The organism is Alteribacter keqinensis (assembly GCF_003710255.1).
In the GTDB taxonomy this organism is placed as follows: domain Bacteria; phylum Bacillota; class Bacilli; order Bacillales; family Salisediminibacteriaceae; genus Alteribacter; species Alteribacter keqinensis.
Window position 1 is genome coordinate 138,544 of sequence record NZ_RHIB01000001.1, and the last position, 20,251, is coordinate 158,794.

Below are 20,251 nucleotides of genomic sequence, written 5' to 3' on the forward strand. Positions count from 1 at the left end.
CGCCTTTGTGCTTTCAGGTCCTCCTTGTTTATAAGAAGGCTGTTTTTGCGAAGGTTGTTGCTTTTGTAAAATAAGATGACGAAGCCTTCATGCCCGTTCCCCTTCCCCGTGGAAAGTGAAGGGCATGAAGGCCTCATCGATACATTCCATTTAATTGAGAGTTGTTTAAAAGCAAAAGACTATACGAAAAAAGCCCGCAGGAAAGTATTGTGCATGCATCTTTTTTAACATAGAATGAAAAGGCTTTCAGCTGTGAGCAGGAGAAAGGCTGGGTTAGCAAGGATGGTTGCTTTGCCTGAAAAAAGAACAGAAGCAAGGACACTTCGTGTGAGGCTCACCGGCACCCCCGCGGAAAGCGAGGGGCACGCAGGCTTCAGTACATTTACTGTTACTAAAAGCAGCGATAAAAATAAATTTTATTAACTGAAAAAAAGCGTAAAGAAAGGAGGCCACCAGATGGTAGCGAGCATGACAGGCAGCTTTCAGCTCATGAAATCATTAAACCGTTCCCTGATCCTTAATATGATCCGCGTCTACGGTCCGATCTCACGGGCAGAAATTGCCAAAAAAGCAAGTTTGACCCCGCCGACCGTCACGAATATTGTTAACGAACTTTTAAAAGACGAACTGGTACTCGAGGGGAAAATGGGTGTGTCAAAAGGAGGAAGAAAACCAATCCTTCTGACCATCAATATAGAGAGTCATTTCATTTTTGGCGTTGATGTAGGTGCTCAGGAAGTCCGGATTGCCCTTACAAATCTAAATGCAGACGTGATTTGCCTTAAACGTTCTAAAATGTCCAAAGGCTTTACGAAAGAAGAGCTTCTGGCCATGATTAAGCAAAACATCCAGGAAGTCCTTGATAAAGAGCCTGTTCCTGAAAACAAAATTCTGGGAATTGGTATTGGGATGCATGGTATCGTTGATCACGAAAAAGGAATCGCCGTGTACGCACCTAACTTTGGTCTGTCTGATATCCGCCTTAAAGAAGAACTTGAAAAAACATTTCCTTTCCCTGTAAAAGTGGAGAATGACGCCCGTGCCCTTGCTCTCGGAGAGCTTTGGTTTGGACATGGACAAGAGAAGCAGAACCTCGTCTGTGTGAACGTCGGAGTCGGTATTGGTGCCGGGATTATCCTGAATGGACGTCTTTACCACGGGGAACACGGCATTGCAGGGGAAATCGGTCACACCATTATTGACCTGAACGGCCGCAGATGCTCGTGCGGCAATTACGGATGTCTTCAGACGGTAGCTGGAAGTAACAGGATCAGAGACCGTGTCATCGAAGAAATCTCCCTTGGTCGTAAAACGATCATTATCGACCTTGTTGAAGGGAATGCAGAATGGATCACAGGGGAAGTTGTCCATGAGGCAGCGAAACAAGGTGACGCCCTGGCGATTGAAGTTCTTCAGCAGACAGGTCGTTATCTCGGGATTGGATTAACTAATTTAATTAACTTTGTGAATCCAGAGAAAGTAATTATTGGCGGAGGTGTCTCCAGAGCCGGGGAATTTATTCTCGATCCCGTAAGAGAAATCGTAAAAAGCCGTGCCCTCACAGAGAGCGCCAGATCAACGGAAATAGAAGCGTCGAAGCTCGGAGAGAAAGGAACGATCACCGGAGCTGCAACCCTTATTCTGGCAGAATTATTTGACTATCAAATTTCTTAAAAAAGCTTTCAATTTAGAAAAGGTTATGGTATCTTCAAATTAGTTAATAATTTAATTTAAAAAAGTTAGACGCGATTCGATTATAAAAAAGAGTTTCGCTCTTTTTTATCCGGGTTTTGAAAGCGTATACAAGAAAAGGGGGAAAACGAATGTTTAAAAAGAACGTAATGACTGCTTTTGCAGGCGTGTTGCTGGTTGGTGGCCTTGCTGCCTGCGGCGGTGGAGATGATGAAGCAGACGGTGCAGATAACGGAGGCGGGGAAGACGGTGATGTATCCGGTGAAATTACAGTCTGGGGCTGGAACGTCGCTGCAAGCTCAATGGAACTTGCCATTGAAGGGTTTAATGAGGAGTATCCGGATGTAGAAGTGAATGTTGAGGATATCGGCCGTATTGATTTATACGACCGTCTGACAGTGGGACTTGCTGCCGGAGGATCCGGTCTTCCTGATGTAACGCTGATTGAGACAGACCGCATAGATAACTATGTATCTGAGTTTCCGGATGGATTCTTAAATCTATCAGAATACGGATTTGACGAGTATGAGAGCGAGTTTGGTGAATCCAAGATCCAGTCAACACAAAACAGTGATGGTAACTTTATTGCAGCACCATGGGATATCGGTCCGGCAGCTGTTTTCTATCGTGTAGATCTTTTTGAAGAAGCAGGCGTTGACGCTGACAGCATTGAAACGTGGGATGATTTCATTGAAGCAGGTACAGTGATCAAAGACGCTACCGGTTCTCACATGGTACCAATCGACATCTCCCAGGATGACGCATTGTACCGCATGATGCTTAACCAACAGGGAGCTTACTACTTTGATGATGAAGGTAACATTGACCTCACTTCAGAAGAATCAGTACAGGCAATGGAAAAAATCCAGGAGCTTCATGAAAACGAACTTGTGGCTAACGTTGATGGCTGGGACGGTACCGTTACAGCGACAGTAAACGGTAACGTTGCAACTGTTCCATTCGGTGTATGGTATGCTGGTACAATTATGGACCAGGCGCCTGAGCTTGAAGGTGACTGGGATGTATTCGAACTTCCGGCATTTGAAGAAGGCGGCAACCGTGCAGCAAACCTCGGTGGATCTGACCTTTCTATCATTTCCGGAACAGACAACCCAGATGCTGCTTACGCTTTTGTAGAATACTTCACAACGAATGTTGAGCCGCAGATGGCAGCACTTGAAGAATACGGTATCTTCCCATCCTTGCTTTCAGCATACGATAAAGGATACTTTGATGAAGAGTCTGCGTTCTTTAACAACAGTCCTGTGTTCCGTACGTTTGCGAATATGGTTGAAGATATTCCGGGTGCGAACTACACAAGCGACTATGCAAGAGCATTCCGTTATGCATCTGATGCACAGGCGAGCAGTCTGCTTCAAGGCCAGTCTCCAAGCGAGACACTTCAGCAGGCAGCTGACCAGCTGGCAAACGAAACTGGACGGGACGTTAATGAGTAATCGAGTCTAAAAAACTGAAAGAAGAGCTGAAAGATAGCTCTTCTTTCTTTCCATCAAGTTAGTAAATTAAATTAATAAAGCAAAAATATGACAAAATGAATGACACAATTTAAGAAAAGAGGAGTCTCCTATGGCAATTGAACAGCTTCAGAAATGGCTCGCAGAAAACAACTATGAAGCCCTTCTTCTATCTAAACGAAATAATTTCTCATGGATCACCGGCGGACAGCGAAACTACATCGTACAATCAACAGACCAGGGAGTAGCCAGCTTGCTCATTACGCTGGACCGTGTCCATCTGATTACGAATAACATGGAGGTCAAACGGATTGAGGAAGAGGAACTGGCCCACGTGACATTCCAATATGAGGTTCACACGTGCGACTGGTTTGAAGACGAAGGCGAAATCATCAGGCAATTAACAGAAGGAAAAAAAGTTGCATCTGATTCCTATTTTGATGACTTTCGGGTTGTTGATGAACAACTCGCCGCAATGAGGTCAACGCTGACTGCCAAAGACGAAGAACGGTACCGGACCCTTTGCTACGAAACAGCTCTTGCAGTTGAACGGGCTGCCAGAGGAGCAGAACCGGGAATGACAGAATACGAGGTTGCCAGTATCGTGGCTCATGAAGTGACCCGGTTTGGGGGCACAACACAGGTTGTACTTGTCGCCTCAGACGAACGGATTTATGAATACCGTCACCCGATCCCTACAGATAAAGTATTCCGTAAGCACGCCATGGTTGTGGCCTGTGTGGAGCGTGGGGGACTGGTAGCAAACGCCACAAGGTTTGTTTACGTTGGTGAGCCTCCAAATGAGCTCCTTGAGAACCGGACTCGCCTCGCAAAGATTGACGCGACGATGATTCACCATACAAGACCAGGAGCAATTGTCGGTAACATTATAAAAAAAGGAATCGAGGAGTATGCAAACGCCGGTTTTCCAGATGACTGGAAGTTCCTTCACCAGGGCGGGCCGACGGGCTATGATTCACGTGAGTATCTTGCCACTCCGAAGTCACAAGCCAAGGTTAGAGTCAATCAGCCGTTCACATGGAACCCGGCACTGCCGGGAATTAAATCAGAAGATACCATCCTTGTAAAAGAGAACGAAAATCACATCCTGACGAAAACGAATGAATGGCCGTATCTCGATGTGGAAGTGGCCGGGGTTATCTACAGCCGCCCTGACCTGTTGATTAAACAAGCAGCAAAGCAAGCGTAATTAATTTACCTGGAAAGGGGTACCTCTATGGAACAGTCGGTTAAACCGAAAAAGAAGCGCAAATTTATTACACCGAAGACAGCGCCTTATATCTTTATTGCACCAGCTGTCCTTCTGTTCGTCATCTTTACGCTGTATCCGGTTATATCTTCACTCATTCTAAGTTTTCAGCGTACAACTGGCGGCGTCACGGAATTTGCGGGACTTGCCAACTATATCCGTTTGTTTAACGACCCGTTGTTTTATAAAGCATTGTCAAATACATTCATCATCTTAATTATTCAAGTACCTATCATGCTTACACTCGCTGTTATTCTGGCTGTATTCATGAACTCTGCTTTACTCAAAATGCGTGGATTCTTCCGGGTAGCCTTCTTTATGCCCGCAATTACTGCACTAGTCGCCTATGCCATTATCTTTATGATTTTACTTGATGAAAACTACGGAATTGTGAACTATATGCTGAACCTTTTAGGGTTTGATTCTATTGCATGGCTGAACGATCCGTTCTGGGCCAAGGTTTCCCTGATTATTGCCGTAACCTGGCGCTGGACAGGCTATAACATGGTTATCTTCCTTGCGGGACTGCAGAACATTTCAAGCTCTCTATACGAGGCTGCAAGTATTGACGGCGCGGGGAAAATTCGTCAGTTCTTTTCCATCACACTGCCGCAGCTGAAGCCGATCTTTCTGTTTACTTTCGTTCTTTCAACAATCGGAACGCTCCAGCTTTTCGATGAGCCGTTCATTTTAACAGGCGGGGGGCCGAACAACTCAACGCTTACAATTTCTCTTTACCTTTACATGAACGGGTTCCGTTACTTTGACTTTAACTATGCTTCAGCCATTGCCTATGTACTCGTAATTATTATTGCGATTCTGTCCTGGCTGCAGATGAAAGTGGTAGGTGATAAAGAATGATGAAAAAGAAAAAAATTCGCGAACTGCTTAAAAAAATTGGTCTTTACTCATTCTTGCTCATCGGTGTTATCATCTCCATGTTTCCGTTTTACTGGATGTTCATCGGTGCAACAAACCCCTCAGGGCGCATTTTCAGTATCCCGCCCAACCTGACACCGGGGGATCACTTCTTTGAAAATCTGCGAAACTTAAATGACACAGTTGGCATCTGGCGGGTTATGTTTAACTCCCTTTCGATTACGCTGTTATTTACCCTGTTCAGTGTGATGATTTGTTCGGCAGCGGGCTATGCCTTTGCCAAATACCGGTTTAAAGGACGCAACGCGATTTTCTTCACGCTGCTCCTTGCGATCATGATCCCGTATCACGTAACATTAATTCCGCTTTTTAAACTGATGGCGGACCTTGAGTGGTTAAATACGTATCGCGCGGTTATTCTGCCGCACTTGTCGTATCCGTTTGCGATCTTTTTGATGAGACAGAATATGAAAGCCATTCCGGACTCTCTCCTTGAAGCAGCCCGGGTGGACGGCGCTGGCGAGTTCAGGATTTTCTTCAGGGTCGTATTGCCGACGATGAGGCCGGCACTTGCGGCTGTCGCAATTTTCTTGTTCATGTTCCAGTGGAACAACTTCCTGTGGCCGCTCGTTGTGATGAACTCCAGTGACATGTACACGCTGCCGGTTGCTTTATCCAGCCTTGTAGGAATGTCACGTATTGATTACGGCCAGATTATGCTTGGAACGACGTTATCTACATTACCGATCATGATTTTCTTCCTGATGCTGCAAAAGCAGTTCATTTCAGGAATTCTGGGCGGATCGGTGAAAGAATAGTATAGAAAGAGATAGAAAATGCAGCGGAAATGCCCTTCGCTTTCCACGGAGGTGCCGGCGAGCCTCCTCACTTCTCTCCTTGCCCCCACTTCCGCAGGAGTCTCGGTCATTTCCGCTGCATCATCTTTGGAAAAAAGCCGGAGTGCTGAGACTGCGATGGGGGCGAGGCAAGACACCGCAGAGCTTGGGGGAGCGCTGGAAAAGTCAAAGTCCGATAAGAACGTTACCACTTTAAGGTTCTTATGGCAGCACAAAATAGGTTATGATTTTTTGATTTGCTAAAGGCATTGTCGTGTTTTAAAAGGTGTGTTGATTAGAGCGAATGCGCGACACTCCTGCGGGAAAAGCGAGTTCCGGGGAGACCCCGGAAGCGCAGAGCGCTGAGGATCGAGCCGCCCGCGGAAAGTGCAATGAGCGGAAATCAACACCTAACTTTTCCGAACTAATGGACTTTTTCAGGGGCCTTGCTTCACGCGGAAAGCGTATGGCAAGCGGGCTTTATCAAATTGTACCATGATAAAAAACAACAAAGAATACGAATAAAGGTAGGTAAACAACATGTATATCGGTGTAGATTATTATCCAGAACAATGGCCAAAGACGCGCTGGTCTGAAGATGTGCGTATGATGAAAGAGTTAGGCATTAATGTTGTGCGTATTGCCGAATTCGGCTGGAGTCTGATGGAGCCGGAGGAAGGAACGTATGACTTTTCTTTATACGACGAAGCAATCGAACTTTTTGCCAAAAACGGTATTGATGTAGTCCTTGGTACACCAACGGCTACACCGCCGGCCTGGATGGTCCGGCGCTATCCTGACATTCTTCCGGTGGATGAAAACGGCATAACCATCTCCTTTGGTGCCCGCCGTCACTATACCGTAAACAGCACGACGTACCAGGAGTTTTCGAAAAAAATCGTTAATGAAATGGCAAAGCGCTACGGTCAGCACCCGGCAGTGATCGGATGGCAGACAGACAACGAATACGGTCATGAGAAATCAGACCGAAGTTACGGAGACGAGGATCGTGCCCGTTTTCAGGACTGGCTGAAAGAGCAGTACGGCACTCTTGAAAAATTAAATGAAACGTGGGGAACGGTGTTCTGGAGTCAGACATACACGGAGTGGGAGCAGATTCCTGTACCACGTAAAGTGTACCAGGAGCACAACCCGAGTCTTCTACTCGACTTTGATCGCTTTTGTGCTGAAGCGTATAACCGCTACAACCGTCTTCAGGTGGACGAGCTGAAAAAGCACATTGATGAGCGTCAGTTTATTACACACAACTTTGTTTACACAGGCCTGGCCTTGAATCAAAAAGAAATGGCGAAAGATCTCGATTTTATCTCCTTTGACAACTATCCGGTATGGGGCGGCCTTCCTGAGCCGATCACACCTGGAAACATTGCCCGCCAGCATGACCTGTGCCGCGGAACGAAGAGCGGAAAAGGCTACTGGGTGATGGAAGAGTTGTCCGGTGCGCAAGGGTGGAGCCGGATCGGCTACCTGCCGCGTCCGGGTCACCTTCAGCTTTGGACGTACCAGGCGATCAGCCGCGGTGCCGAAGCGATTGTCTATTTTCGCTGGCGTGCAGCACGTTTTGGAACAGAGGAGTTCTGTCACGGAATTCTTGATCACGACGGAAAGCCGAAGCGTAAGTTCGATGAAGTAAAGAAAGTGATTGAGAATATGAAAGTGTTCGGTGACGACTGGATTGCAGCGGACTACAAAGCAGACGTAGCCGTTTACCATGACCCTGAAAACGACTGGGCATGGCAGATCCAGCCTCAAAGTGAAATGTTTAACTATGTGAACGAGTTCCTTCGTTTCTATGAGCCTGCGTATGCAGTAAATGCAATAACGGACATCATCAGCGAAGTGGAAGAGCTCAATTCGTATAAAGTGGTCGTTGTACCGGTGTACTTCTTAACGAAGCCCGGGTTTACAGATAAGCTGAAGGCTTACGCCAATGCGGGCGGAACCGTTATTCTAACGTACCGTTCCGGTGTGAAAGACGAGCACAATGTAGTGACGGACCAGACACTGCCGGGCGATCTTGCTGAAATCGCGGGTATCGAAGTAAACGAATACGAGTCACTTCAAAGCGGTCAGGTTAACCAAGTTGAAGGTGTGCAAGGGGCGATCGAAGGCATCATGTCTGATGCGACCGTCTGGTGCGACTTGGTCGATCCGGTCACGGCAGAAGTATTGGCGGAGTACCGAAACACGTTCTACTCAGGACAGGCTGCCATTACGCGAAACCGCACAGGCAAAGGAACGGTGTATTATGTTGGAAGCGCCGTGGAGCCGGCGATGCTCCGTCCCCTATACAAAGAAGTTCTTGCTGACGCCGGAGTGGCGACAGTTGAGACGCCGGAGAATGTGGAAGTCCTTTTCCGCGGGGAGAGCGGCAGTGAGTTTATGAGCGTCCTGAACCACGACACGGATGCTGCCCATTCGTTTGAACTGCCAGAAGGAAAGTGGCAGGATCCTGTAACAGGTGAAGTGTATGAAGGAACGTTTGAGATCGGATCACTGGGAAGCATTGTTCTTAAGAAACAACAATAGATAAGTTGTCAGGGGGAGCGGGGGCTCTCTCTGACTTTTTTCCGTCCGGATGATAGGGGCCGGACGGGCTGTTTTCAGGAAAAAGATTTCGATTGAGGGATTGTGTCGGTGGGTTAAGGAATCCGGCCGCCGCCCCCTTCCATCCAACACACCTATCTTTTACACGCTCCAATAAAAAAGGTACTATGTTAAAAGATAGGAGTGAAACGCAATGAACGATTCCAAGCAGACAGTGCTGCCGGCGATCCGCCAGCTGAAAGACTTTGACTGGCTCTTAAGGAGCCCTTATGAAACCATTATTCTTCTTGAAAGCCATATCGGCCAGCTGCGGAGCATTGTGACCACAGCGAAAAGGGCCAACAAGAAAATGTTTATTCACGCAGATCTGGTCCACGGCCTGAAAAGCGATGATTACGGTGCAGACTTTCTCTGTCAGGACATTAAAGTGGACGGACTGATCTCGACGAGGAAAAATATGGTTTTAAAAGCGAAGAAGCAAGGAATTTCAGCCATTCAAAGGCTGTTTCTGCTCGACTCCCTCGCACTTGAAGCAAGCTACAAAAAAATCGAGCTCACAAAGCCCGACTACATTGAAGTCCTTCCCGGTGTCGTCCCTCATCTGATCGAGGAGATTACGGCCCGGACACAGACACCGGTAATTGCAGGCGGACTGATCAGGACGAAAGAGGACGCAGAAACAGCCCTCAAGGCAGGAGCCGCATCAGTAACTACATCAAATAAAGAACTATGGAAGCACTATATAGAGAAGTAAGCATTAGGAGGAGAAACGATGGAGCAAACGTACATTCTTTCATTAGACCAGGGAACAACGAGCTCAAGAGCAATACTTTTTGATAAGGAAGGTTCGGTAGTGGACATGGCTCAGACTGAATTCAAGCAGATCTATCCCGAGCCGGGCTGGGTGGAGCATAACGCCAACGAAATCTGGTCGTCCATTTTAGCTGTCATTGCAGAGCTTCTGAGCCGCACAGGGATTTCAGCGAAACAGATTGCAGGCATCGGCATTACGAACCAGCGGGAAACGACCGTTGTCTGGGAAAAAGAAACAGGCAGACCGATTCATAACGCGGTGGTCTGGCAATCAAGACAGACAGCAGAGATCTGTGAAAAACTTAAAAAAGCAGGTCACGAAACAACGATCCGGGAAAAAACAGGGCTCCTGGTGGATCCGTACTTTTCCGGTACAAAAGTGAAGTGGATCCTTGACCACGTGGACGGAGCGAGAGAGCGTGCTGAAAAAGGGGAGCTCCTTTTCGGTACGATTGATACATGGCTCATCTGGAAGCTGTCCGGCAGCAAGGCCCATGTGACCGATTATTCCAATGCCTCCCGTACACTTATGTACAACATTCACGAGCTGAAATGGGATGACGAACTTCTATCCATTCTTGATGTACCAAAAGCGATGCTTCCTGAAGTGAAGCCATCTTCTGAAGTTTACGGTACAACGATTGATTATCATTTCTTCGGAGAGAAAGTGCCGATTGCGGGTGCAGCAGGGGACCAGCAGGCCGCATTGTTCGGACAGGCATGCTTTGAAAAAGGAATGGCTAAAAATACTTATGGAACCGGCTGTTTTATGCTCATGAATACGGGAGAAGAAGCAGTAAAATCGGATCACGGCCTTCTTACGACGATCGCATGGGGACTGGACGGTAAAGTCGAGTACGCCCTGGAAGGAAGTATTTTCGTCGCCGGCTCTGCGATACAGTGGCTCCGTGATGGCCTTCGCATGATTAAAAGTGCCGGCGACACTGAAAAATATGCAGAAAAAGTGGCATCTACAGACGGCGTATACCTTGTACCTGCTTTCGTCGGCCTTGGAACACCGTATTGGGACTCTGATGCCCGGGGAGCGATCTTCGGTCTTACCCGCGGAACGGAAAAGGAACACTTTATCCGTGCAACACTCGAGTCACTTGCCTATCAGGCAAAGGACGTCGTGCACGCTATGGAACAAGATTCAAAGATTGATGTAAAGACCCTTCGCGTGGACGGAGGTGCTGTGGCAAATAACCTCTTAATGCAGTTTCAGAGCGACATTATTGATGCCCCGGTTGAACGGCCGGTTGTTCAGGAAACGACAGCCCTCGGAGCGGCCTATCTGGCAGGACTGGCTACCGGATTCTGGTCCAGCAGGGAAGAGATTGCTGCGCAGTGGGATGTTGATAAGACATTTGAAGCACAGATGCCGGCCGATCAGCGCGATAATTTGTATAAAGGGTGGAAGAAGGCAATCGAAGCAACGGTGGCTTACAAAGTATAAATCCAAATCGTCCGCTCTTTACCCTTTCAAAAACCCGGCAATTGTAGTATACTGCAGATAAGTTCATAACAGGTCGGAGATTAGGAGAAAGACCACAACACTCCAATTCCCTGGGCGTAATATACGCTTTTAAGGGGAAAAGGAGATGTTGTGGTCTTTTCTTTTTGCCGGACCTGAAAGATAAATCAAAAATAATGTTTCCTATAAAAGAAAGGATGTTTGTAAATGGTCAAGCCATTTTCAGCAATTCAAAGAAATACGTACCTTGAAGAAATGGAAAATAACGAACTCGATCTGCTAGTAATCGGGGGCGGAATTACAGGAGCGGGGATTGCTCTGGATGCTTCTGTGCGGGGTCTTTCAACGGGCCTCATTGAAATGCAGGATTTTGCAGCGGGAACCTCCAGCCGTTCTACGAAACTTGTACACGGGGGACTGCGCTATTTAAAACAGTTTGAGATCAAGCTCGTGGCTGAAGTAGGAAAAGAGCGTGCCATTGTGTACGAAAACGCCCCTCACGTAACATCTCCGGAGTGGATGCTTCTGCCGATTATGAAAGGCGGCACGTTTGGAAAGCTGTCCACATCTGTCGGCCTGAAAGCCTACGACAAGCTTGCAGGAGTAAAACGAAATGAACGCCGAAACATGCTCAATAAAAAAGCGACACTTGAGAAAGCGCCTCTTCTTCGCAAAGAAGGTCTTAAAGGAAGCGGAGTCTATGTTGAGTACAAAACGGATGATGCCCGCCTTACACTGGAGATTATGAAAGAAGCCGTTCACCGTGGTACAAAAGCCACCAACTACACGAAAGCTGAAACTCTTCTTTATAAGGACGGCCGTGTTATTGGGGCGAAAGTAAAAGACCTCGTTACAGGCAAAACATTCGACATTAAAGCAAAGCGCGTTGTAAATGCTGCAGGACCATGGGTTGACGATCTCCGGGAAATTGACGGATCAAAAAAAGGTAAGTTCCTTTACTTAACAAAAGGGGTACACCTTGTGATTGACCAGTCCCGTCTACCGTTAAAGCATGCTGTTTATTTTGATACGGAAGATGATGGAAGAATGGTGTTTGCGATTCCCCGTGACGGGAAAACATATGTAGGGACCACGGACACGTATTACGATGGACGAATTGCGAGTCCCCGTATGACTCAGGAAGATCTGGATTACATTCTTAAGGCTACAAATTATGTATTTCCAAGCCTCAAACTTGAAGAAAAAGATGTAGAGTCCAGTTGGGCTGGTCTGCGTCCGCTTATCCACGAAGAAGGAAAATCAGCTTCTGAGATTTCAAGAAAAGACGAAACGTTTATTTCTGACTCCGGTCTGATTTCCATTGCCGGTGGAAAGCTCACCGGCTATCGTAAAATGGCAGAGCGTATTGTAGACATGGTAGCGAAAGACCTTGGTGTAAAAGGCAAATGCACAACCGACAAAATTGTTCTTTCAGGCGGTGCCGTCGGCGGATCAAATGGCCTTGCAGCATTCCAAAAAGAGCAGGTAAAGGCCGGGATGAACCTGGGTCTTGAGAAAAAAGAAGCAGAAAAACTTGTTAAGCTGTACGGTTCAAACGTGAAGCGTATTTACGAGATTATTGAAACAACAGGTGAAGAAGCAAAGCACTTTCATATGCCGAAGAGCTTGTATGCAAGTCTTGTATACGGACTGGAAGAAGAGATGACAGTTTCACCGCTTGACTTCTTTAACCGCCGAACCGGATCATTGTTCTTTGACATTCACTGGGTTAAGGAATGGAAGGAGCAGGTTGTTAATTACCTGTCTTACCGCCTCCACTGGACCCGTGAACAGAGAGAGCAGTATATTGAAGAGCTGGAGCGTGAAATGGCCTATGCCATGAATCCTGAAGAGAAAGTCCAGGAAAAAACACACGCATAACAAAACGAGTCTTGGTTTTTCTTTCAACCACTCGTATAATAAAAGAAACCAGAAAAGCCCTATCATCTTCTTGTCTGATAGGGCTTTTCCTGCAAGTGCAAAGGAAAGGCCCATGCCTTTTTGGAGCTTCTCTGCTTTATGAGCAAATTTACATACGACAAATACTGCACTATGAGGAGGAACTAAATGAGCTGGAAGACACAGTTTGAAAAATGGATGGGGTATGACAGCCTTCGTGAAGATTTAAAAGAGGAACTTTTAAAGCAAGCGGAGGATGAAACATATCTTGAAGACAGCTTTTACAAAAATCTTGAGTTTGGTACAGGTGGAATGCGGGGTGAAATCGGACCGGGTACGAACCGGATGAACGTTTATACAATCCGCAAAGCTGCTCAGGGGCTGGCAGATTACATGAAAGCTGCCGGAGAAGAAGCGATGTCCAGAGGCGTTGTTATTGCCCATGACAACCGCCGGATGAGTCATGAATTTGCCATCGAAGCAGCCTGCACACTCGGGGCAAACGGAGTTAAGGCATACGTCTTTAAGGAATTGCGTCCGACTCCCCAGCTGTCCTTTGCGGTGCGTGAGCTTAACACACACACAGGTATTATGATTACGGCGAGCCACAACCCTCCGGAATACAACGGGTTTAAAGTTTACGGCGATGATGGCGCGCAGCTCGTACCAAAAGATGCAGACCGTCTGATTGAAATGGTAAACGCTGTGGAAAATGAACTTACAATTGAAACAGCCGATAAAGAAACCTTGATTGAGAAGGGGCTTTTCCAATATGTTCTTGAAGACCTGGACAAATCATACGGAGAGGCGCTCGAGAGTGTTGTCGTAGATAAAAGCCTTGTCGAAGAAATGGGGAGCGATCTCAGTATTGTGTTCACTCCGTTACACGGCGCTGCCCAGACACCGATGATGGACGCTTTTAACCGTGTCGGCTTCAGAAATGTCCACGTCGTTGAAGAACAGGCTGTAGCGGATACGGAATTTTCGGCAGTAACGTCTCCAAACCCGGAAGAACACCGGGCGTTTGACCATGCTATGATTCTCGGGGACAAGCGGGATGCAGACATTCTAATTGCCACTGATCCAGACGGTGACCGAGTAGGTGTTGCAGCCAAGGATTCAAATGGCCAGTATAAAGTGCTTACAGGTAATCAGACAGGTGCTCTTATGCTTGAATACCTTCTATCCGGGAAAAAAGCTGCAGGAACGCTTCCTGAAAACGGTGTGGTAATTAAAACAATTGTAACGTCTGAAATGGGACGCCGGATTGCCGGATCCTACGGTGTGGAAACGCTGGACGTACTGACCGGATTTAAGTTTATCGGTGAAAAGATCCGCGAGTATGAAAAGACAAAAGAGAATACGTATCTTTTCGGTTATGAAGAAAGTTATGGCTACTTAATTGAACCATTTGCCCGTGACAAAGATGCCATCCAGGCCGTTCTTCTGGCGTCAGAAGTTGCGGCTTACTATAAAAAACAGGGTAAGACTCTTTTTGAAGGTCTGACAGAATTATATGAGAAGTATGGATACTACCTTGAGGATCTTGAATCATTCGTCTTCAAAGGAAAAAGCGGAGCTGAAACAATGGCCCGTATGATGGAATCATTCCGAAGTGAACCGATGAAAGAACAGGCTGGCCAGAAAGTGAAATGGCAGGAAGACTACTCAACCGGCACACGCACGAACATGCTGGACGGCTCTTCTGAAAACATTGATCTTCCTTCCTCCAATGTCATTAAAGTGGTACTGGAAGACGGTTCCTGGTACTGCCTTCGTCCATCAGGCACCGAGCCGAAAATTAAAGCCTACTTCGGAGTGAAAAAGACCTCACTCAGTGAAGCGGAAAACCAGCTTGAACAGCTGAAGGACGCTGTTTTACAAAAAGTAAATGAAATGTCATAGAACCAACCGGGAAGAAGCATGTTGTTTTTCATTCAGCATGCTTTTTTCTTTTCTTTTCAAGATGGTTTATTTATAATAGTAATTAACATTATTTGTGATTTTTGTCAGAATAATTAACCGAATCAGATGAGGTAGTGAGTATATGGTATTGTTGCACGACCTGAAACGTTATGTGGAAGACAAGCGTCAGCTTATGATGCTGTCGGCTAAAAAAAACAGTTTAACCTCCGAGGAAACCGTCAGGTACAGTCAGGAACTGGACGAACTTTTAAATCTGTACCAGCAATACACGAACAGCACAAAGAAAAGCGCAGGTGATGCGGGCTTTAGTTAAAAAGCTGTGCATCTCTGTGCTTTTTTATCTTACCGGTATTAAAATCCTACGGTTATAAAAAGAGAAAAGTGAGTTGACATAAACATGAAAGATCAGATCTTTACAACCGAAACGTTCAGCAGCTTGCCAGAACAGATCGAGCGGTGTACCTTTACTGACTGTCAGTTTAGAGGTGCGGATCTCCAGGATGTAAAAACATCCGGCTGTGTGTTCGAAAACTGTGATTTTACCGGGGCAAGACTGAATGATTCCACTCATCATACCTCGGCTTTTCTAAATTGTGATTTTCAGATGGCAAATCTGTGGACGGTGAACTTCTCGTACTGCAAAATGACGGGGTCTTCTTTTACGGAAGCCATCCTTACAGGAATGACTATTGAAGAGGGAGACTGGTCCTACGTCAATTTAAGGCTTCAGAGTCTCGGAAAGCAGTCGTTCAAAAATGTCCGTCTGCTGGAAGCTGATTTCTATGAAGCTGATTTATCAGGCGCGGTTTTTACCGGTGCGGATCTGACACGGGCAAAACTGATGAAAGCCCTACTTAAAAAGACAGACCTTCGCGAAGCCGTGGTGGATGGCATTAACTTTAAGGATCTGACACTCCAGGAGACGAAGCTTGATTGGCACCAGGCGATACGTGTAGCAGAAAGCCACGGAGCGAAAGTCGATTAAGAGGTTGATCCAAAAGGTCGTTTTTACCTCTTGGATCAACCTTCCTATTCTTCATCCTGCAGAAGATGGTGTATGCCTACCGTCTCCTCTACAGGCAAAACAAAACAAATGCCTTTCCCCGGTTGATTCAGCTCGGTTCCTTCTTCGATTTTCGATAGAACTTCTTTTGTCTTATCACGTTTAATGAGGGTTAAAACAATGTCTTTTTCCGGCTCGATGCTAAGGGAAAGAAGCTTGGCCTTTTCATGGATGCCACTGCCCCGGCCGTTCAGGATCGTTCCGCCTTCAGCTCCCCCTTCAATGGAAGAGTCTACTACTTTGCCCGCATCTCCTTTATTTACGATCGTCACGATCAGGTTGAATCCCTTATTGTCGTCGGTCATTTCAGCCAGATCCTCCTTTTCTCTCTCTTCATAGTCCATATGATTAATGCCCATTGTTTTTTTTATATCGATAATACAGCCAAGCCCTTGTCCCTTTTTATCGAGTTTAACAGTATCAATAATGTTTCCTAATACATCCGGCAGGATTTCATCCCGGACCAGTGTAAAAATCAGATCCTTCTCATAAATCTGGTCGAGACCGAACGACTTTCCTTTTTCATGAATGCCTCTGCCATTGGCGAGAAGAACGGTTCCCCCTTCAGCTCCGGCAGCTTTGGATGCTTTCATTACTTTTTTTGACCTGCCCCGCTTTACAATGGTGAGTATGAGCTTATGATCGTGCTTTTTCGATGGTGTCATGAAGATGTACTCTCCTTCCATTTGTAAATTAATCCGAGTATGAGTACAGACAGAATAGGTGTAATTGCAACGAGGGCAATCATACCAAACCCATCCATCAATGGATCCCGGCCTTCTGTTACTTCTGCAATCCCTACTGCAATCGCCATAATAAAGGTGACCGTCATCGGACCGGTAGCGACACCGCCTGCGTCAAAAGCTATGGAAATGAACCGGTCCTTTGAAAAGAAAATGAGGATGAGAGCAAGGGCGTACCCTGGAACGATTAAATACCAGAGCGGGATGCCAAGAACAATCCTGAACATGGATAACGCGATCGAGCAGGCAACCCCGATAGACAGGGTGATAAGCATGACGTTTTTTGAGATGGACCCCGATGTTACCTTTTCCACTTCATAGTTTAAGATACGAATCGCAGGTTCTGCAAATGTTGCTGTAAACCCAAACAAAAATCCGAGAACCGGGAGGAGAATAAGGGTGTTTTCCCTTTCTCCAAGAAGCTCTCCAATCACTTCGCCGGCAGGGAAGAAGCCTACTTCAACACCCTGTAAAAAGAGCGAGAGCCCCATAAATGTAAGCACAATTCCGATTAAAACGTTTTTAATTCTTTCCTTGTCCATTTTGAGAAAGAAAAGCTGGAAGACAAGGAAAAATATCAACAAGGGGATAACCGCCATCGTTACTTCCAAAAACACGTGGTCAAATCCTTCAAACAGTTCCCTGATCATCCGTAAATCACCCCCAGAATCATGACGGCAATGATCGGTCCGATTGAGGCAAGAGCCACAAGGCCGAATCCTTCACTTGAAGACCCTTTCCCACCGCGGATAACGGAGGCGACCCCGACGCCCAGGGCAAGGATAAATGGAACGGTCATCGGTCCGGTTGTCACACCGCCGGCATCAAAGGAAATGGGAATAAAGTTGTCCGGGGTGAACAAGGCAAGTGCAAAAACAAGGGTGTATCCCCCGACAAGGAGGTATTTGAGTGGGATTTCAAAGATGGTTCTTGCCATCGCAAGTGCCACAAAGATCCCAACCCCGAGAGCGACCGTATACACGAGGGTTGTATTTGTAATTTCACCGCCTGAAACCTGGTCCACTTGAAGAGCGAGGACACGCACGTCAGGCTCGGCGATCGTCACAGCAACCCCGAGAATAAACCCGACAGTAATAACAAGCCATGGTTTTTTCGACTTGGGCAGGTTGGAGCCAATAAGTTCACCAATCGGCAGGAGTCCGATATGTACCCCGAGTAAAAAAAGAAAGAGTCCGAGTCCAACCATAACGACACCGAACAAAAATCGAATGAAGACGTCTGTGGGCATCCCGATAACCGTAAACTGCAGTAAAATGATAAGGGCTGCCATTGGCAGGATTGCGAGACTGACTTCTTTGAACTGGTCTAATACATTCTTCATAGCATCTCCCCAACATTTCTGGATTTATAGTGTAAAGGGATAAAACGAAGCAGAGCGAATGAGGATTAATCTTTGTATAGCTCTTCACTTACTAATACCCTTCAGTCCCTTTTATTACGCTTAAAAATATGCGTGCGAAAACTTAACTGAATTTTCTATTTAATTGTACAATCCTTGGTTACTTTTTGAAATATCGGTGTATACTGTTAAAAAGAAATTGAAAGCGGTGGGGAAAGTGGCCATTATTTACATCTGTAAGCAGTGTAATGGTGCCGGTCATGTGGAGAGGAAGCTTTGGTTTTTGTCGAGGAAGAGCAACTGCCGCTTTTGTGAAGGAAAAGGAAAGAGAAGATATAATAAGCCGGTTTAAATGGAGAGTCTGTTTTTGGGAAAGAGGGCTTTTTTGTTGTGGTTTTTGGTTGGTGAATGTGCTTAACCGTTAATAGGAGAGGTAAAGCATTTAATCAGGGAACAGAAGCCGTTAATGGATGCAACCAAGCCGCGAATAGAGCGCATAAACCCGTTAATGCCAGTGGAGCCGTTAAACAGCGAGGACTAGCCCCGAAGACGCGACTATACCTGCCTCACCTAAGCAAAAAACCCCCTATCCAGAATGGACAGGGGGTTATAACTGTTTTTTACTACTCAAGCAGCTCCCAGCCGGTTGAGAGCTTCAGGTCAGGGTATTTATCCTGGAAGAAGCGAAGGGAAAATTCGTTTTCAAACAGGAGAACCGAACGGTCATGCTGGTCTTTTACAAGCATCTTACGGCTGTCGGTCATGTTGTCGGTAATTTCACCTTTCGTTACCCAACGGGCGAGCTCGTGAGTCATGTGGATGAACTCGATATCCACGTTGTACTCATTTTTCATGCGGTACTCAAACACCTGAAACTGAAGTTCACCGACGGCACCGATAATGTAATCGTCAAAATACGGTGTGCGGTAAAGCTGAATCGTTCCTTCCTGGACAAGCTGTTTCATGCCTTTGTGATACTGCTTGTGCTTCAATGCGTTTTTTGCCATTATTTTCGCGAATTTCTCAGGCGGGAACTGAGGCATTTCTTCATACTGGAATGCCTCACTGCCGGTGACAATCGTGTCGCCTACCTCAAAGTTACCGGAGTCGTAAAGACCGATGATGTCTCCCGGAAGAGCGTCATTGACGGTTTCACGGTCCGAAGCAAAGAAGGAGTGGGACTGTGAGAGCTTCATTTTTTTGCCCGTACGTGAAAGCATGACTTCCATCCCACGCTGGAATCTGCCGGAACAAATCCGCAGGAATGCGATTCGGTCACGGTGGTTCGGGTTCATGTTTGCTTGGATCTTAAAGATAAATCCACTGAACGTGTCTCCGTCTGTACTGATCAGTTCCCCCCCCGCTTTTCTCGGCTGGGGCGGTGCAGCAAGATTGACGAATTCATCGAGGAACGACTGCACCCCGAAGCTGGAAAGGGCACTTCCGAAGAAGACCGGGGTAAGCTCACCATTACGGACTTTGTCCATCGTGAAGTCGTTACCTGCTTCGTCCAAAAGCATAACATCTTCTTCAAGCTTTTCTTTCTCATAGTCCTCAAGCATTGTCTGCTCGTCGTAGTCCACAATGACACGTTCGTGCTGATCATTGTAAATTTCAATTTTGTTCTTCTCACGGCTGTAAATGCCTTTGAGGGTTTTACCCATTCCGATTGGCCAGTTCATCGGATACGTTTCCATCTCAAGAACTTCTTCAATTTCAGCTAAAAGATCAAGAGGGTCTTTTCCTTCACGGTCAAGCTTATTGATGAACGTGAGGATTGGAATTCCCCGCATTTTACATACTTTAAAGAGCTTCAGGGTCTGGGCTTCGATCCCTTTTACGCTGTCGATCACCATTACGGCAGTGTCCACGGCAGTAAGTGTACGGTACGTATCTTCACTGAAGTCCTGGTGTCCTGGTGTATCGAGAATATTGATTTGTACGTCGTCATAAATGAGCTGCATCACACTGGACGTAACGGAGATTCCACGTTGTTTTTCGATCTCCATCCAGTCGGAAGTCGCAAACTTTCCGCTCTTTTTTCCTTTAACCGTTCCTGCGTCACGGATCCCTCCGCCGAGGAATAACAGCTTCTCGGTCAATGTGGTTTTCCCGGCGTCCGGGTGGGAGATGATGGCAAATGTTTTTCTTGGTAATTCGGCAGTCATGTACATAACCCTTTCTACATTCAAGCGTTCATATTTACATTCATCTCCCCATTATATACAACTTACGGGCAGGAATCACTCTAAA

At 46.5% G+C, this 20,251-nt stretch carries 16 protein-coding genes; 12 read left to right on the forward strand and 4 right to left on the reverse strand.

Annotation, left to right across the window (positions count from 1 at the left end; genetic code table 11):
* Nucleotides 1-456 precede the first annotated feature (456 nt).
* The 12 genes from EBO34_RS00620 to EBO34_RS00685 all read left to right on the forward strand — a co-directional run bounded on the left by EBO34_RS00620 (nucleotide 457) and on the right by EBO34_RS00685 (nucleotide 15,817).
* On the forward strand, nucleotides 457-1,674 hold the full coding sequence (locus tag EBO34_RS00620; RefSeq protein ID WP_122896036.1) for an ROK family transcriptional regulator: 1,218 nt from the start codon (nucleotides 457-459) through the stop codon (nucleotides 1,672-1,674).
* A 149-nt stretch (nucleotides 1,675-1,823) separates the two neighbouring features.
* Complete coding sequence (locus tag EBO34_RS00625; protein WP_249413961.1) at nucleotides 1,824-3,149, forward strand: ABC transporter substrate-binding protein; 1,326 nt, start codon at nucleotides 1,824-1,826, stop codon at nucleotides 3,147-3,149.
* Nucleotides 3,150-3,279: 130 nt separating this feature from the next.
* Nucleotides 3,280-4,377, forward strand: a complete 1,098-nt coding sequence (locus EBO34_RS00630) for a M24 family metallopeptidase (protein WP_122896037.1) — start codon at nucleotides 3,280-3,282, stop codon at nucleotides 4,375-4,377.
* Between the two features lie 27 nt (nucleotides 4,378-4,404).
* A complete protein-coding gene (locus EBO34_RS00635) occupies nucleotides 4,405-5,298 on the forward strand; it encodes a carbohydrate ABC transporter permease (protein WP_122896038.1) in 894 nt (297 codons plus the stop codon).
* Complete coding sequence (locus EBO34_RS00640) at nucleotides 5,298-6,134, forward strand: carbohydrate ABC transporter permease (protein WP_429699409.1); 837 nt, start codon at nucleotides 5,298-5,300, stop codon at nucleotides 6,132-6,134. The genes EBO34_RS00635 and EBO34_RS00640 overlap by 1 nt, the downstream gene beginning before the upstream one ends.
* A 558-nt stretch (nucleotides 6,135-6,692) precedes the next feature.
* Nucleotides 6,693-8,702, forward strand: a complete 2,010-nt coding sequence (locus EBO34_RS00655) for a beta-galactosidase (RefSeq protein ID WP_122896042.1) — start codon at nucleotides 6,693-6,695, stop codon at nucleotides 8,700-8,702.
* Nucleotides 8,703-8,913: 211 nt separating this feature from the next.
* Nucleotides 8,914-9,474 carry a glycerol-3-phosphate responsive antiterminator gene (locus EBO34_RS00660; RefSeq protein WP_122896043.1) on the forward strand — a complete coding sequence of 187 codons (561 nt, stop codon included), beginning with the start codon at nucleotides 8,914-8,916 and terminating at the stop codon, nucleotides 9,472-9,474.
* Nucleotides 9,475-9,492: 18 nt separating this feature from the next.
* Nucleotides 9,493-10,989, forward strand: coding sequence for a glycerol kinase GlpK (gene glpK, locus EBO34_RS00665; protein WP_122896044.1), 1,497 nt, complete (start codon nucleotides 9,493-9,495; stop codon nucleotides 10,987-10,989).
* Between the two features lie 225 nt (nucleotides 10,990-11,214).
* Nucleotides 11,215-12,888: a glycerol-3-phosphate dehydrogenase/oxidase gene (locus EBO34_RS00670; RefSeq protein WP_122896045.1), complete on the forward strand. Its 1,674-nt coding sequence runs from the start codon at nucleotides 11,215-11,217 to the stop codon at nucleotides 12,886-12,888.
* A gap of 186 nt (nucleotides 12,889-13,074) precedes the next feature.
* Complete coding sequence (locus EBO34_RS00675; protein ID WP_122896046.1) at nucleotides 13,075-14,811, forward strand: phospho-sugar mutase; 1,737 nt, start codon at nucleotides 13,075-13,077, stop codon at nucleotides 14,809-14,811.
* Nucleotides 14,812-14,953: 142 nt separating this feature from the next.
* Complete coding sequence (locus EBO34_RS00680) at nucleotides 14,954-15,145, forward strand: aspartyl-phosphate phosphatase Spo0E family protein (RefSeq protein ID WP_122896047.1); 192 nt, start codon at nucleotides 14,954-14,956, stop codon at nucleotides 15,143-15,145.
* 84 nt (nucleotides 15,146-15,229) lie between these two features.
* Nucleotides 15,230-15,817, forward strand: a complete 588-nt coding sequence (locus tag EBO34_RS00685) for a pentapeptide repeat-containing protein (RefSeq protein ID WP_122896048.1) — start codon at nucleotides 15,230-15,232, stop codon at nucleotides 15,815-15,817.
* Between the two features lie 44 nt (nucleotides 15,818-15,861).
* Here EBO34_RS00685 and EBO34_RS00690 read toward each other — a convergent pair whose 3' ends face one another.
* The 4 genes from EBO34_RS00690 to EBO34_RS00705 form a co-directional block, all read right to left on the reverse strand.
* Nucleotides 15,862-16,560, reverse strand: coding sequence for a P-II family nitrogen regulator (locus EBO34_RS00690; RefSeq protein WP_122896049.1), 699 nt, complete (start codon nucleotides 16,558-16,560; stop codon nucleotides 15,862-15,864).
* Entirely contained in the window at nucleotides 16,557-17,288 is a 732-nt protein-coding gene (locus tag EBO34_RS00695; RefSeq protein ID WP_122896050.1) for a DUF1538 domain-containing protein, read from the reverse strand. Before EBO34_RS00695 ends, EBO34_RS00690 begins: the two co-directional genes overlap by 4 nt.
* Complete coding sequence (locus tag EBO34_RS00700) at nucleotides 17,285-17,980, reverse strand: DUF1538 domain-containing protein (RefSeq protein ID WP_122896051.1); 696 nt, start codon at nucleotides 17,978-17,980, stop codon at nucleotides 17,285-17,287. Before EBO34_RS00700 ends, EBO34_RS00695 begins: the two co-directional genes overlap by 4 nt.
* 641 nt (nucleotides 17,981-18,621) lie before the next feature.
* Entirely contained in the window at nucleotides 18,622-20,166 is a 1,545-nt protein-coding gene (locus EBO34_RS00705) for a peptide chain release factor 3 (RefSeq protein ID WP_122896052.1), read from the reverse strand.
* Between the last annotated feature and the right edge of the window lie 85 nt (nucleotides 20,167-20,251).

Excerpts from the sequence above, each read along its gene's own strand:
- EBO34_RS00640 (WP_429699409.1), top strand. The coding sequence starts at position 5,298 with ATGAAAAAGAAAAAAATTCGCGAACTGCTTAAAAAAATTGGTCTTTAC.
- EBO34_RS00625 (WP_249413961.1), top strand. The coding sequence starts at position 1,824 with ATGTTTAAAAAGAACGTAATGACTGCTTTTGCAGGCGTGTTGCTGGTT.
- EBO34_RS00690 (WP_122896049.1), bottom strand. The coding sequence starts at position 16,560 with ATGACACCATCGAAAAAGCACGATCATAAGCTCATACTCACCATTGTA.
- EBO34_RS00660 (WP_122896043.1), top strand. The coding sequence starts at position 8,914 with ATGAACGATTCCAAGCAGACAGTGCTGCCGGCGATCCGCCAGCTGAAA.
- EBO34_RS00685 (WP_122896048.1), top strand. The coding sequence starts at position 15,230 with ATGAAAGATCAGATCTTTACAACCGAAACGTTCAGCAGCTTGCCAGAA.
- EBO34_RS00635 (WP_122896038.1), top strand. The coding sequence starts at position 4,405 with ATGGAACAGTCGGTTAAACCGAAAAAGAAGCGCAAATTTATTACACCG.
- EBO34_RS00620 (WP_122896036.1), top strand. The coding sequence starts at position 457 with ATGGTAGCGAGCATGACAGGCAGCTTTCAGCTCATGAAATCATTAAAC.
- EBO34_RS00700 (WP_122896051.1), bottom strand. The coding sequence starts at position 17,980 with ATGAAGAATGTATTAGACCAGTTCAAAGAAGTCAGTCTCGCAATCCTG.
- EBO34_RS00680 (WP_122896047.1), top strand. The coding sequence starts at position 14,954 with ATGGTATTGTTGCACGACCTGAAACGTTATGTGGAAGACAAGCGTCAG.
- EBO34_RS00630 (WP_122896037.1), top strand. The coding sequence starts at position 3,280 with ATGGCAATTGAACAGCTTCAGAAATGGCTCGCAGAAAACAACTATGAA.
- EBO34_RS00670 (WP_122896045.1), top strand. The coding sequence starts at position 11,215 with ATGGTCAAGCCATTTTCAGCAATTCAAAGAAATACGTACCTTGAAGAA.
- EBO34_RS00695 (WP_122896050.1), bottom strand. The coding sequence starts at position 17,288 with ATGATCAGGGAACTGTTTGAAGGATTTGACCACGTGTTTTTGGAAGTA.
- EBO34_RS00705 (WP_122896052.1), bottom strand. The coding sequence starts at position 20,166 with ATGACTGCCGAATTACCAAGAAAAACATTTGCCATCATCTCCCACCCG.
- EBO34_RS00675 (WP_122896046.1), top strand. The coding sequence starts at position 13,075 with ATGAGCTGGAAGACACAGTTTGAAAAATGGATGGGGTATGACAGCCTT.
- EBO34_RS00655 (WP_122896042.1), top strand. The coding sequence starts at position 6,693 with ATGTATATCGGTGTAGATTATTATCCAGAACAATGGCCAAAGACGCGC.
- glpK (WP_122896044.1), top strand. The coding sequence starts at position 9,493 with ATGGAGCAAACGTACATTCTTTCATTAGACCAGGGAACAACGAGCTCA.